General features: G+C 66.8%; 11 protein-coding genes and 1 tRNA gene. 5 read left to right on the top strand and 7 right to left on the bottom strand.

Features of this window, described 5'->3' with window-relative positions; all coding sequences use genetic code 11:
- Positions 1–456 precede the first annotated feature (456 nt).
- Positions 457–1,092 carry a glutathione S-transferase N-terminal domain-containing protein gene (locus tag LL972_RS09500; RefSeq protein WP_024939278.1) on the top strand — a complete coding sequence of 212 codons (636 nt, stop codon included), beginning with the start codon at positions 457–459 and terminating at the stop codon, positions 1,090–1,092.
- 78 nt (positions 1,093–1,170) lie between these two features.
- Positions 1,171–1,611 (top strand): ClpXP protease specificity-enhancing factor, encoded by a 441-nt coding sequence (locus LL972_RS09495; RefSeq protein WP_016901612.1) that lies wholly within the window; start codon positions 1,171–1,173, stop codon positions 1,609–1,611.
- Between the two features lie 217 nt (positions 1,612–1,828).
- Here the strand turns inward: LL972_RS09495 and LL972_RS09490 are convergent, their stop codons facing one another.
- Entirely contained in the window at positions 1,829–2,173 is a 345-nt protein-coding gene (locus LL972_RS09490) for a DUF3301 domain-containing protein (RefSeq protein ID WP_104537094.1), read from the bottom strand.
- Positions 2,174–2,406: 233 nt separating this feature from the next.
- Between LL972_RS09490 and LL972_RS09485 the strand changes: the two genes are divergently transcribed.
- Positions 2,407–6,804, top strand: coding sequence for a DEAD/DEAH box helicase (locus LL972_RS09485; RefSeq protein WP_228327378.1), 4,398 nt, complete (start codon positions 2,407–2,409; stop codon positions 6,802–6,804).
- Here LL972_RS09485 and LL972_RS09480 read toward each other — a convergent pair.
- Positions 6,744–7,364, bottom strand: coding sequence for a DNA-3-methyladenine glycosylase (locus tag LL972_RS09480; RefSeq protein ID WP_228327377.1), 621 nt, complete (start codon positions 7,362–7,364; stop codon positions 6,744–6,746). The two genes, LL972_RS09485 and LL972_RS09480, sit on opposite strands and share 61 nt — an antisense overlap.
- Positions 7,365–7,665: 301 nt before the next feature.
- On the opposite strand from LL972_RS09480, the gene LL972_RS09475 reads away from it, so the two are divergent.
- Positions 7,666–9,324: a methyl-accepting chemotaxis protein gene (locus tag LL972_RS09475; RefSeq protein WP_228327376.1), complete on the top strand. Its 1,659-nt coding sequence runs from the start codon at positions 7,666–7,668 to the stop codon at positions 9,322–9,324.
- An 11-nt stretch (positions 9,325–9,335) separates the two neighbouring features.
- Complete coding sequence (locus LL972_RS09470; RefSeq protein WP_228327375.1) at positions 9,336–9,845, top strand: chemotaxis protein CheW; 510 nt, start codon at positions 9,336–9,338, stop codon at positions 9,843–9,845.
- Between the two features lie 220 nt (positions 9,846–10,065).
- Here LL972_RS09470 and LL972_RS09465 read toward each other — a convergent pair whose 3' ends face one another.
- The 5 genes from LL972_RS09465 to rnd all read right to left on the bottom strand — a co-directional run bounded on the left by LL972_RS09465 (position 10,066) and on the right by rnd (position 13,836).
- A complete protein-coding gene (locus LL972_RS09465; RefSeq protein WP_228327374.1) occupies positions 10,066–11,145 on the bottom strand; it encodes a sensor domain-containing diguanylate cyclase in 1,080 nt (359 codons plus the stop codon).
- A 206-nt stretch (positions 11,146–11,351) separates the two neighbouring features.
- The gene (locus LL972_RS09460; RefSeq protein WP_228327373.1) at positions 11,352–11,528 is read right to left on the bottom strand and encodes a hypothetical protein; all 177 of its coding nucleotides are present in this window, start codon (positions 11,526–11,528) and stop codon (positions 11,352–11,354) included.
- A gap of 173 nt (positions 11,529–11,701) precedes the next feature.
- Positions 11,702–11,777, bottom strand: a tRNA-Ala gene (locus LL972_RS09455).
- Positions 11,778–11,867: 90 nt separating this feature from the next.
- Positions 11,868–12,269, bottom strand: coding sequence for an H-NS family nucleoid-associated regulatory protein (locus tag LL972_RS09450; RefSeq protein WP_104596264.1), 402 nt, complete (start codon positions 12,267–12,269; stop codon positions 11,868–11,870).
- 472 nt (positions 12,270–12,741) lie between these two features.
- Complete coding sequence (rnd, locus tag LL972_RS09445) at positions 12,742–13,836, bottom strand: ribonuclease D (protein WP_228327372.1); 1,095 nt, start codon at positions 13,834–13,836, stop codon at positions 12,742–12,744.
- Positions 13,837–13,921 lie beyond the last annotated feature (85 nt).

The raw sequence follows: 13,921 nt of genomic DNA, 5'->3' as shown, positions 1-13,921 counted from the left end.
CCGTCCCTGGGGGCTCGGTGGCGGCATCTATGCCGCCACACGGTCCCGCAACCGGCGAGGACACCGCACCAGACAGTGTGCGGACTGTTTTACCGAAGACCATGCACACCGACCATCCCGACAGGTCCTTGCCCGCTCAACGTTGCGGGACCTGAAGCGGCATGGATGCCGCGCCTGAGCCTACAAGGACGTACTTGCGGCGTGTCCCGCGACGGTGGGCGGGCAAGGGCCCTGCATCGATCCGCAGATCCGCCGCGGACCCACCTGCCGATGACGCGTCATTGCGCGATGCGCCCGACATTGAACACGACAATATGGCTTGTTCGTGTTTTTGAGGCCCTATCACCCTTGGCTTTTGCGTGACGTGATTGCACACTCGAAGGGCCGTGGTGACGGTCGGCGTTGGGCCGGCCGCGCCGATGCGGCCGGCGGATTCCGGTCGTCGGAGAGCCTTGAATGGCGACGAGTGTGCGTATGCGGAATACCTTGACTTTGTTTTCGTCCAACGACGACGTGTTGTGCCACCGGGTCCGTCTGGTCCTGGCGGCGAAAGGGGTGACCTACGACCTGGTGCCGGTCGACCCGCAAAATCCCCCGGAAGATCTAATCGATCTCAATCCCTATCATTCGGTCCCGACCCTGGTCGAACGCGACCTGGTGCTGTACGCCGCATCGGTGGTCAGCGAATACCTGGACGAGCGCTACCCGCATCCGCCGTTGATGCCGGTCGATCCGCTCTCGCGCGCGCGCCTGCGCCTGGCGATGCTGCGGATCGAGCACGACTGGGTGCCGCAGGTGCAGGCCATCCAGCTCGGCAACAAGACCCAGGCCGAAGCCGGTCGCAAGCGTCTGAAGGAGCTGCTCACCGCGTCGGTGCCGCTGTTCAAGGCCAGCAAGTTCTTCCTCAATCCGGAAATGAGTCTGGCCGATTGCGCGATGGCGCCGATCATCTGGCGACTGGACGCGTTGGAGATCGGCCTGCCCAAGGACGGCAAGGCGATCGAAGATTACGGCAACCGGATCTTCCGCAATCCCGGCTTCATCCGCAGCCTGACCGATCAGGAAAAGAAACTGCGCGACCTGCCGGGCTGATGCGACGGCTGTATGCCAACAGACCGACGCCCCGTCGCGCAGCCGCCGCTGCGGGCCGTGTGCGGGTAAAATGACGTCATGAGCGAAGATTTCCCCCGCATGACCAGCCACCGCCCGTACCTGCTGCGGGCCTTGGTCGAATGGATCAACGACAACGGCATGACCCCGCACGTCCTGGTGGACGCCGGGCTGCCCGGTGTGCAGGTGCCTGCCAGTGCCGTCAAGGACGGCCGCGTGGTGCTGAACATCGCCGAGCGCGCCGTGGTCGGGCTGCAGGTCGACAACGAAAGCGTGCAGTTCACCGCGCGCTTTGGCGGCGTCAGTTATCCGGTGATGGTACCGATGGCCGCGGTCCTGGCGGTGTATGCACGCGAGACCGGGCAGGGCATGGCCTTGCCGGACGACATCCCCGGTACCAGCACCGAACCGCCCGATCCGGGTGCACCGCCGCCAAGCGCGCCCACGCCGGACGAGCCGCCGAGTGCCGGCAAGCGTCCGCATCTGCGCGTGGTCAAGTAGCTGGACTGACGGACGCGCACCGCGCGTTCGTCCGGTGTCGCGGCATGCGCGTCCCGCGTGCACTGCAGCCGCATGATTCCACCGCAAGACGCAGTTGCATTTACCGCATCGGCCTTGTGGATCCGTTGCAGGATGCTTGCCTTCGGGCGCTGCATGCAGGTCAGGTGTCTGCACGCAGGACAGGTTCCTGCATGCGTGCACGTAGACCGAATCGCGGTCAGTTCAGGCGCTGATGATCCGGGCTCAGCGGTGTCACCGTGGCCACTTGTGGTCCGGTAAAGGCGATCAGCTGATCGCCGCGCAGCACCAGGCGGCCGCTGTGCCGGTCGATGCCATCGTGCGAATACTCGAACCGGAATGTCCGCTCGAAGCCCAGCCAGCCATTGGGCTTGCGGCAGATGCGGATATTGGTGGAATGCACGCTCTGGTCCAGCCATTGCACATCGGCTGCGCGACAGGCATTGCGGCCGAGGATGTCGGCACGTTCGGCTGCGGCACGCGAGGAGTTCCAGAACGCGTACAGCGCGGCGCCGGCAATCATGAAGAGGATAAGGCTGGGCATGGGCGTCAATGTGCCATGGCACGCGCCCGCTCGACAATCGTCGCGCCGGGCCGCGGCGTTGCGTTGGCGGCTGGCGAGGTCGCGCGCCGGTCGTCATTCGATTTAACCATTCACCGCCATTCCCGCGGTCGGCTTGTGCGGGGCGTAGCGCAACCCCATCCATTGAACTTCCGCCTCTGTTGAATCCACGCGCCGCTTGCCCTGGCTTGGCAACACGGCCTGCGGCATCGCCTATGCATCCTGTCCTGCAGCAGTTCCATCCTGTCGTGGCTGCGTGGTTCGCGCAGACCTTCGCTGCGCCCACGCCGGCGCAGATTGCCGCGTGGCCGGCGATCCAGGCCGGGCGCCACACGCTGGTGGCCGCGCCGACCGGCTCGGGCAAGACGCTGACGGCGTTCTTCGCGGCGATCGATGCATTGATCCGCGATGGCCTGGCCAATGGCGGCGCGTTGCCGGACGAAACCCGCGTGGCCTACGTCTCGCCGCTGAAGGCGCTGTCCAACGACATCCACCTCAATCTGGATGCGCCGTTACAGGGCATCCGCACGGCCCTGGTGGCGAGCGGTCTGCCGGACGTGGCGGTGCGCACGGCTGTGCGTACCGGCGACACCCCGCAGCGTGAGCGGGCACAGGCGCGCCGCACGCCGCCGCATATCCTGGTGACCACGCCGGAGTCCCTGTACGTGCTGTTGGGCTCTGCCTCCGGACGCAACGCGCTGCGGCATGTGCGCACCGTCATTGTCGATGAAATCCATGCGGTGGCGGCGGACAAACGCGGCAGTCACCTGACCCTGACGCTGGAGCGATTGCAGCGGCTGGCCGAGCGCCCGATCACCCGCATTGGCTTATCCGCGACGCAGAAGCCGATCGAGACCGTGGCGCAGTTCCTGGTCGGCGCGGGCGATGCCGGCCAGCCGCCGCCGCAGTGCGAGATCGTGGATATCGGCTATACCCGCAGCCGTGATCTGGCGCTGGCCCTGCCGCCGACGCCGCTGAGCGTGGTGATGTCCAACGATCAGTGGCTGCAGGTGTATGCCGATGTCGCCAGGCTTGCGCAGCAGCATCGAACCACGCTGGTGTTCGTCAACACCCGACGCATGGCCGAGCGCGCTGCGCGCCATCTTGGCGATCTGCTCGGCAAGCAGCGCGTCGCCGCGCACCACGGCAGCCTGTCGCGCGAGACGCGTCTGCTGGCCGAGCAGCGACTCAAGGCCGGCGACCTTACCGTGCTGGTGGCCACCGCATCGCTGGAACTCGGCCTGGATATTGGCGATGTGGATCTGGTCTGCCAGCTCGGGTCGCCGCGTTCGATCGCCACCTTCCTGCAGCGTGCCGGACGTTCCGGGCATGCGGTCGGCGGCACGCCGAAGGCGCGCCTGTTTCCGCAGACCCGCGACGAGCTGGTCGAATGCGCCGCGCTGCTGGACAGCGTGCGCCGCGGTGAGCTGGACGCCTTGCGCATTCCGCTGGCGCCGATCGATGTGCTCGCACAACAGATCGTGGCCGAGGCCGCGTGCGAGGACTGGGACGAAGATGCGTTGTTCGCCTTGGTGCGCCGCGCCTGGCCGTTCGCGCAGCTGAGCCGTGCGAGCTTCGATGGCGTGGTGCGCATGTTGTGCGACGGCTTCAGCACACGGCTCGGGCCGCGTGCGGGCTACCTGCATCGTGATGCGGTGCATCGGCGCCTGCATGCGCGGCGTGGCGCACGCATGACCGCGCTGACCTCCGGCGGCACCATTCCCGAAACCGGCGACTACAGCGTGGTGCTGGAGCCGCAGGCTGAAAAGATCGGCACGGTGAACGAGGATTTTGCGGTCGAAAGCCTTACCGGCGACGTGTTCCAGCTTGGCAATGCCAGCTACCGCATCCTGCGCGTGGATGCCGGGCGCGTGCGCGTGGAAGATGCCAAGGGCGCGCCACCGAATATCCCGTTCTGGCTGGGCGAGGCGCCCGGGCGCAGCGACGAATTGTCGGCGGCGGTGTCACGTCTGCGCGGCGAGATTGCGCTGCGGCTGGAGAGCCCGCCACATCAGGCGGCCTGCGACTGGCTGCACACCGTGCTGGATCTCTCGGTGGAAGCGGCACGCCAGCTGGTCGACTATCTCGCCCATGCCTGCACGGCCCTGGGCGCGATGCCGACCCAGCAGTGTCTGGTCATGGAACGCTTCTTCGATGCCAGTGGCGGCACCCAGCTGGTGATCCACTCGCCGTACGGCAGCCGCATCAATCGTGCCTGGGGACTGGCGTTGCGCAAGCGCTTCTGCCGCACCTTCAACTTCGAACTGCAGGCCGCCGCGACCGAGGATGCGATCGTGTTGTCGCTGTCCACCAGCCACAGTTTTGCGCTGGAGGAGGTGGCCCGCTACCTGCATTCGTCGTCGGCCGAGCATGTGTTGATCCAGGCGCTGCTGGATGCGCCGCTGTTCGGCGTGCGCTGGCGCTGGAATGCGACCAATGCGATGGCGCTGCTGCGCTTTGCCGGTGGCAACAAGGTCGCGCCGCAACTGCAACGGATGAAGTCGGAGGATCTGCTGGCGACCGTGTTCCCCGATCAGGTCGCCTGCGCGGAGAATCTGGTCGGCGAGCGCGAGGTGCCGGATCATCCGTTGGTGGCGCAGACGCTAGAAGACTGCCTGCATCAGTCCATGGATAGCGAGGGCTGGTTGCAGGTGCTGCGCGGGCTGGAGTCGGGGGCGATCACGCTGGTGGCGCGCGATCTGGCGGCACCGTCGCCGCTGGCGGCCGAAGCCTTGAATGCGCGGCCGTACGCGTTCCTGGACGACGCACCGCTGGAGGAGCGCCGCACCCAGGCCGTGCAGAGCCGTCGCTACACGCCGCAGAGCAGCGACGACCTGGGGCAGCTCGATCCCGAGGCCATCGCCTCGGTGCGCGAACAGGCCTGGCCGCAGCCGCGCGATGCCGAAGAAATGCACGAAGCATTGGTTGGGCTCGGCGTGCTTCCGGTCGATGAAGCGGACGATGCGCCCTGGCACGCCTGGCTGGCTGCACTTGCAGGCGATGGGCGCGCCAGCTGTCTTGCGCTCGATGGGGTGCCCGCGCTGTGGATCAGTGCCGAGCGCGTCGACTGGTTTGTGCCGCTGTATCCGCACGCCGTTGTCCAACCGCCGCTACAGGCGCCGGCAGATTGCCGCGTTGCCGATTGGCAGCGCGACTGGGCCGTGCGCGAGCTGCTGCGCGGGCGCCTGTCTGCGGTCGGCCCGGCGCAGGTGCCGGCCCTGGCGGGCGCATTGCGCCTGCCCGAGTCCGAGATCGTGCTCGCCCTGGCTGCGCTGCAGCGCGAGGGCTATGTCATGGCTGGCCACTTCAGCCCACAGGCACAGTCGGAAGAATGGTGCGAACGTCATCTGCTGGCGCGCATCCACCGCTATACCTTGGGGCGGTTGCGCCGCGAGATCGAGCCGGTGGCGCAACGCGATTACGCGCGGTTCCTGTTCGAGTGGCAGCACGTCGACGCCGCCAGCCGGGTGGCAGGGCCGGACGCATTGGCCGGCGTGGTCGGGCAGCTGGAAGGCTTCGAGGCCCCCGCCGTGCTATGGGAGAGCGAGCTGCTGCCGGCACGCGTGCGCGACTATCAACCGGCCTGGCTGGACGAGCTGTGCACCGCCGGGCGCACCGTGTGGGCGCGGCTGCGGCTCGGCGGTGGCCGTAGCGGTGCCGCGCTGCGCAGCACGCCGATCGTGTTGTTGCCGCGCCGCGAGGCGCAACGCTGGAGCGGCCTGGCACGCGAGGCCGACGATGCGCCACTGGGCTCGCGCGCGCAACGGGTGGTGGAGGTCCTGCAGCAGCAAGGCGCCTTGTTCTTCGACGAGATTGCCGATGCGGCCCGGCTGATGAGCACCGAGCTGGAAGATGCCCTGAGCGAACTGGTGATGCGCGGGCGTGCGCATTGCGACAGTTATGCCGGGCTGCGCGCGCTGCTGGTGCCGGCGTCCAAGCGGCCCTCGGCGCTGTCGCGCCACCGGCGCCGCGCCAGTGCCCTGGGCATTCGCGATGCCGGGCGCTGGGCGCCGGTGCGCGCGCTGCCGGAGCTACCGCTGGCCGAAGCCGGCGAGCGCCATCAGGACATGCTCGAACATGTGGCGCGCACCTTGTTGCGGCGCTATGGCGTCGTCTGTTGGCGGCTGCTGGAGCGTGAGGCGGCATGGTTGCCGCCGTGGCGCGAGTTGCTGCGCATGTATCAACGCCTGGAAGCGCGTGGCGAAATCCGTGGCGGGCGTTTCATCGCCGGGCTGTCCGGCGAGCAGTTCGCCTTGCCGGATGCAATCGCGGCGCTGCGCCGCGTGCGTGCGCAAGCCTTGGCGCAACACTGGGTATGCGTGAGTGCGAGTGACCCGAGCAATCTGTTGGGCAGCGTCCTGCCGGGCGAGCGCGTCGCGCGCGTGCCGGGCAATCGTGTGGCGTCCCTCGATGGCCTGCCAATGGCGGTGTGGGTGGCAGATCGCTTCCAGCCGCTGCAGGAACTGAGCGACGAACAGGCCGAGCAGGCCCTGCGCCTGCTGCAGCGTGGGCCGGGCGCCGCCGAGCAGACGCCGATGGAGCAGTGGCTGGCTCAGTCGCCTGGCAGCACTGCGCGCGCGCCAGTCGTCCGCGGCAGCGGACGCGACAGATAACGGCTATCGGGCACCACCCAGCGCCACGGCGCATCCCTCGCCTTGCGGATGCCGATGCGCGGCGTTGCCAGCGGCTCGGACGGCGGCGGCAGGCCGTCATCCTCGATCCATAGGCGTGCGCTGGCGTCGGTCAGATCCAGCCCGTTGTCCGTCGCGTTCACACCGAATGCCTGGGCCAGGCGACCGGGGCCGGTGGTCAAGGTCTTGAGCGGGGCGGCGCTGCGCGCGGCCTGCATCGCGGCGATTCCGGCCAGCGGCTCGAGCGCGCGGATCAGCACCGCATGCCCGGGCGCACCGCCGCACACCGCGTTGATCGCCCAATGCATGCCGTAGATGAAATACACATACAGATGCCCGGGCGCGCCGAACATCACCTGCGTACGTGGGGTCATGCCGCGAAACGAATGCGCGGCCGGATCTTCGCTGCCGCGATACGCCTCGACCTCGGTGATGCGGCCGCGGCGCCCGTCTGCGCTGACCAATACCTTGTTGAGCAATCGCGGCGCGACCTGGCGGGCATCGTGCGCGTAGAAGCTGCGTGGGAGTGGTTGTGGCGACATGCGCCAAGCCTAACCGCGCAATCGTGATGTCCCTGCGGACTGTCCCGGACAAGGTACGAATCCGGGGTAGGAATTTTCCGAATGCCGGGCCTTGCTAGCGCATGACCGGTCACAAAAGCACATATCCAAGGACGTGAATGCGCATTCAGCTGCGGTTTTCATCTCAAGCGCGTTTTGACGTCGCCGATAGCCATTAGCGATTGGTTAGACAAGCCGCACACAGTGAGCGGCACCCGCACCAGGCCACCGGGCGACCCTGCAACGCAGGTCGCGCATGCACCACCTTCAAGAGAACTCCCCAATGTTAGGCAACTTCAGAATCGGAACCAGGCTGATCGTGGCGTTCCTGATCGTCTCGGCGATCGGCGCATGCATCGGCTGGGTGGGTTATTCCAACTCCGGTCGGATCAGCGACCTGTCGACCTCGCTGTATCAGCGCGAACTGCTTGGCCTGTCGAACGTGAAAGAGGCCAATATCAACCTGATCTACGCCGGTCGCGCACGCGCCAACCTGTTGTTGGCCAGCAGCGCCGAAGAGCGTCAGTCGCACGTGCAGAACATCGATAAGTACACCGCCAAGGTGGTCGACTACATGACACGCGCGCGGCCCAGTTTCCAGACCGAGGAAGGCAGGAACAAGCTGGCGCAGTTCGACCGCGCCTGGCAGAAATACCTGGAAGAGCGCGGTCGCTTCATCGACGCCGCCAACCGCGAAGCCTTGCGCGACGCCAACCCGGAACTGGCCGAGCTGTCGCGTGCGGTGCGTGCCAGCTCGGATGAGGTCGATACCTTGATGACCGATCTGAGCGGCCTGCGCGAGCGCAGCGCCGCCTCGGCCAATGCCGAAGCCGGCAGCATCCACGCGCGTAGCTCGAAGCTGCTGATGGCCATCATCTGCGGCGGCGTGCTGCTCGGCGCGGTTCTCGGCGTGGTGATCAGCCGCAGCGTCACCGGCCCGATCCGCCGCGCAGTCGCGGTGGCCAACGGGCTGTCAGAAGGCGACCTGACCATGCGCATCGACGTGCATGGCCGCGACGAAACCGCGCAGCTGCTCGAAGCGATGCGCACGATGGTGCAGAAGCTGTCGCAGGTGGTCGGCGAGGTCAACACCAGTGCCGAAACCCTGGCCAGCGCGTCGGAAGAAGTCAGCGCTACCGCGCAGTCGTTGTCGCAGGCCGCCAGCGAACAGGCCGCCGGTGTGGAGGAAACCAGCGCCTCGCTGGAACAGATGACCGCATCGATCAGCCAGAACACCGAAAACGCCCGCATCACCGATGGCATGGCCACGCAGGCCGCCAAGGAGACCATCGAAGGCGGCGAAGCGGTGGTCGCCACTACCCAGGCGATGAAGCAGATCGCGCAGAAGATCGGCATCATCGACGACATCGCGTATCAGACCAATCTGCTCGCGCTCAATGCAGCGATCGAAGCGGCGCGCGCCGGCGAACATGGCAAGGGCTTTGCCGTGGTGGCCGCCGAGGTGTGCAAGCTGGCCGAACGCAGCCAGGTGGCCGCGCAGGAGATCGGCGAGGTGGCCAGTTCCAGCGTCGAACTGGCCGATCGCGCCGGCCGTCTGCTCGACACCATCGTGCCCAGCATCAAGCGCACCTCGGACCTGGTGCAGGAGATTTCTGCGGCGTCCGAAGAGCAGTCCTCCGGCGTCAGCCAGATCAATTCGGCGGTGGTGCAGCTGAGCCAGACCACCCAGCAGAACGCCAGTGCATCGGAAGAACTGGCCGCCACTGCCGAGGAAATGAGCGCGCAGGCCGAGCAGCTGCAGCAGAGCATGGCGTTCTTCCGCCTGGGGGGGCAGGGGCCTGCTAGCACGCCGCCCAAGCGCGGCACGGTGGCTGCCGCACGCCCGGCACGTGTGCCCGGTACGCGCGGCTGGCGCAGCACCGCGGCACCGGCCTATGCGATGTCCGAGGGCCCGGACGAAGGTCAATTCGCCCGCTTCTGAGAGACCGATCGATGACTGCACAGACCCCCGATGTGATGCCTGGCGACGCCGATGCGGCGGCCCAGTACCTGACCTTCCAATTGGATGGCGAAACCTTCGCGATCAGCATTCTTGGCATTCGCGAAATCATCCAGTACCGCGCACCCACGCCGGTGCCGTCGATGCCGGCCTGCGTGCGCGGGGTGATCAATCTGCGCGGTGCGGTGGTGCCGGTGGTGGATCTGCAGTCGCGGCTGGGGCGTGCCGACAGCGCGATCAGTAAACGCAGCTGCATCGTGATCCTGGCCACCGAACAGGCGCAGGGGCCGCAGGTGATCGGGGTGCTGGTCGATGCGGTCAACGCGGTGATCGAACTGGCCGATCAGGACATCGAAGCGGCGCCCTCATTCGGCACGCATATCCGCCGCGACCTGCTGCGCGGCATGGGCAAGGTGGGCGAGCGTTTCGTGGTGCTATTGGAGATGGAGCAGGTGCTGCAGGTGGACGAAATTGCCGGCAACACTGATGCCTTGGCAGCCTGAGCCTGGCCTTGCGCAGCTGACGACGCGACTGCGGACTCGCCTGGTGGCTGTTCGCTACGCTTGATTAGCCACCAAGCGCGCGCGGATATGTGCGCAACGTGTTCGGAACCGCAACGACTGCAGCCGGACACAGGCATTGACCACTCCTCCCGAGGCTGCATGGCCGTATCGAGCAGCGCCCTGGTCATCGACCTCGTCAGACCTGGGCATGGTCTGCCACTCAGTCCTGCCGATGCCAGCCATCGAAGCGCTGCACGCGGTTGCGTCCATTGCCGATCGCGCCCTGCAGGGCGTGCCGCGCGCGCGCCAGCAAGGCATTGCTGTCGAGCGAGGCACCGGCTGCCACCTCGACCAGCCCTGCGCTGATCGTCAGTGCGCCGGCTGGCCAGCTGGCCGTTTCGATCGCCTTGCGCACAGACTCGATCAGCTCCATGGCCTCGGTCGCCGCTGTCTCCGGCAATGCGACACAGAGCTGATCGCGGCTCAACCGCGCCACCGTGGCGGTCTCCGGCAGCTGCGCTTCGATCATCCTGGCAGCCTGGACCAGCGTAGCGTCCGCTGCCGCTCCACCAGCCTGCAACTTCAGCCGCTTGAAGCCATCCAGGTCGAGCAGCGCCAGCGCAAGCGACGGCGTCGCGGCGGTGGCCGAGCTCTGTGCCAGTGTCTGCAGCGCATGTTCCAGGCCGGCGCGGTTCCACACGCCGGTGAGGTCATCGCGCAGCCCATCCAGCTCGACCAGTCTGGCCGCACGCCGCAACTCGATGGTGTCGACGACCTGCCTCGCCAGCGCCTGCAGTGCGTCGCGCTCGGCGACCGACAGGCGCCGGGGCGTGCGATCCAGCACGCACAGCGTGCCCAGCGCGATCCCGTCGGAGGTCAGCAGCGGGGCGCCGGCATAGAAGCGTATCTGCGGCTCGCCGGTAACCAGCGCATTCCCCACGAAGCGCGCATCCAGCTGGGTATCGCCCACTTCCATCACTTGATCCGGTTCGAGGATCGCGTGCGCGCAGAACGAGAGTTCGCGCGGGGTTTCACTCGGCGCCATGCCCAGCTTCGACTTGAACCACTGGCGCTGCGTGTCGATCAGCGAAATCAGTGCCATCGGCGTACGGCAGACCGCCGCCGCGATCGAGGTGAAGGCGTCGTAGACCGGCTCCGGGGCGGTGTCCAGCAACTGGTAGTCCTGCAGTGCAGCCAGGCGTTCGTCTTCGTTGGCCGGCATCTGCGCCGCAACGGCGGCATCGCCTGTCAACAGCGTCGCGTGGAAGAGTTGCAGCGCGGACGCGTCAGGAATCTGCATACGAAGACCACCGGAGCAAGGCGCCGTCAGGCGATGAAGGTGTGCATGTGGCGAGGGTGTGTCGCAGCCCATTGCACGCGTTGGTTGGCGCAGACCTCATCCACCCCAGCGGATGATATCCGTTGCCGATCTTGCCACATCGGGCAAGGCGGGGCAGCGCCGGCGATGTCACGCTGATGCGCTGCAAAACCGTCCTGCTCGGCAGGTCATTCGCCCTGGCCGGCGTTGCCCTTGGGGCGGCGGGTCTGTTCGTCATGGATCTGCATGTCTTTCTGTCCAGGACGCTGCTTGGCGGCCTCATCCTGTTTGCGATCCTGCTGGCTTTCTGAAACCCCGTGCTGTTTGTCGGCGGCCTTGTCGGGCTGGCTCTGCTTGTTGCTCATGGCTTTGCGTCCGGCGTGATGATGAAACGGACGTTAGCGCGCACGATGTGATCCTGGCGACATGGCCGTGACTGGCACGGGTTGCAGCGCGCCGACGCGCTCCCCCACGCAGGCGCCGCAAACGGAAAAGCCCCGGAAACAGGTGATTTCCGAGGCCTTTACGATGGATGCAATGGTGGAGCGGAAGGGGATCGAACCCTCGACCTTCGCGATGCGAACGCGACGCTCTCCCAGCTGAGCTACCGCCCCACGTGCCTGGATTCTAACCACATGTCGCGCGATTCGCCAATCACAGGCCGGCAGCCTGGATCGCTGCCCGGGGGCGCGATCCTGCGGCAATCACTCGCGGATCAGCGGGAACTTGAGGTCCGGATTCTTGGCCTTCCATTCCTTGTACGACACCGAGCCTTCCCAGGCAGCGAAGGCCTTGGGCGTGCGGCCGCGGCCGGACCAGGTCTCGCCGGTGTGCGGCAGTTCGTACTTCGGCTTGACTTCGCTGCGGCCGCTCTTGACCACTTCCTTGCGGGCAGTGGTGGTGCCCAGGTAAGCGGCAATATCGTTGCGCTGCTTGGTGTTGAAGTGGCCGGCAAACTGTTCCAGCAGCGACACGATGGTGGCATGCGCGGAGGATGCCTCGCTCGCGCGCTCGGTCTTTTCCTGTTCTTCCAGCTTCTGCAGTTCGTCCAGCAGCTTGGCTTTGGCTTGTGCGATGGAATCCAGTTTGGAAGTGGTATTGCTCACAGAGGTATAGCCTCGGAATAAGTGGTGGAGACGTTGCCCGATGGGCACGCGTCATTATGGCATGTGGCCCGGGGGTGGCCGTTGCGTGTGCGTGTGCCTGCACATGACGTGACCAGGCCTTTCACAGGGTCTGGTCGCGCGTTCGCAGTGTCCTGGCGAGGTCGCCGGACATGCTTGCGCAAGCTGCGACCCCCGGCCGTAACGATACAGCAGCAGGCCAGGCGGGATGACACATCCGTGCAACGTTGACCGGACGCTGACCGCTTCATGGCCAACCACGTCCCGATGGACTGCGCCAATTCCGACGGCGCGCTGTCCAGTGGCAGATGCGGCGATGGACGAGGATGCTGGCCGAATCTCTGGCCTGATCCACCGCCGGCGCTGTGGGGACGCAGCTGGCGAACGGCCGCCTGCGCCTTGCCCGCATCGCCACCGGCGCATGGATGCATGGTCTGTCGACCACTGCGTCACATCACTGCGCTGCAGCGTCTTCCAGTAGCGGCGTCAGCTGCGCTTCCAGGGCGTCGCGGCGCCATTGCCCCAGTGGCGCGGGCCAGCTGCGTTGCTCGATCAGGGTTTCCAGGTGCCGGCGCGAGGCCAGGATGCCGTCGGGCAATCCCAGCTCGCGGCTGCGCTGGGCCACTGCATCCTGCAGGCGCTTGAGCACGGCCTTGTTGCCGTCGGTGGCGGCCTGCGCCAGCGGCGCATGGTCCTCGTCGGGCAGCGGCGTGTTGAGCGCTTCCCACACGGCGGCGGCGAGCTTGCGCGGCGCCTTGGGGAACTTGTCGAACTGGCGCAGCAAGGCGTCCAGATCGGCCGGCGGAAACCGCGCCAGCTGGCTGGCCAGTTCGTTGTCCAGGATCCAGCTGCGCGGGCGATCGCTCTGACGCGCCTGCAGGTCGCGCCAGCGCAGCAGGCGCAACAGGCGACGCTGCGCCGCAGGCTCCAGGAACTGCGCGGTGCGCAGGCTCACATGTGGCCAGCGCTCGCCGTCGTCGTGCTCCACCGTGGCGAGCAGGCGCTCGGCGTCTTCGGCTAGCCAGCCCAGGCGCTCCTGCTCGGTCAGGCGACGGGTGAGTTCGTCGTGGATGGCAAACAGGTAACGCACATCGTCGGCGGCGTATTCCAGCTGCGCCGGCGACAGCGGGCGGCGCATCCAGTCCGAGCGGGTCTCGCCCTTGCTCAGCAAGGTGCCGGTCACTTCCTGCACCAGTTTCTGATAGCCCATGCCGCCGCCCACACCCGCCAGCGCGGCGGCGATCTGGGTGTCGAACAATGGCCGCGGCAACACCCCGCACGCACACTTGAAGGTGACCAGGTCCTCGCTGGCGCTATGCATCACCTTGACGATGTCGGTGGCGGTCAACCATTCCCTGAGCGCCTCGTTCATGCCCGGGATCAGCGGGTCGATCAACAGGATCTCCTCGCCGATGGCCATCTGCACCAGCGCCAGTTGCGGCCAGTAGGTGCGTTCGCGAATGAATTCGGTATCCAGGCCAATGCGGGACGGACGCGATGCCTGCAGGCGTTCGCTCAGCTCGGAGGGGTGGGTGATCCAATGGGGCACGTGATTTCCGTCGACAGCGAGGGTTTGCGCAGAACGCGCAGAATAGCCTAACGTCGCGATCGCCTGTCGTGCGGCAGAGCACTGG

Origin of the sequence: Xanthomonas campestris pv. asclepiadis, from assembly GCF_020784175.1 — a bacterium.
In the GTDB taxonomy this organism is placed as follows: Bacteria; Pseudomonadota; Gammaproteobacteria; order Xanthomonadales; family Xanthomonadaceae; genus Xanthomonas; species Xanthomonas campestris_D.
Note: the sequence above shows the minus strand (reverse complement) of the source record. Positions and strands in the feature narration are given on the sequence as shown.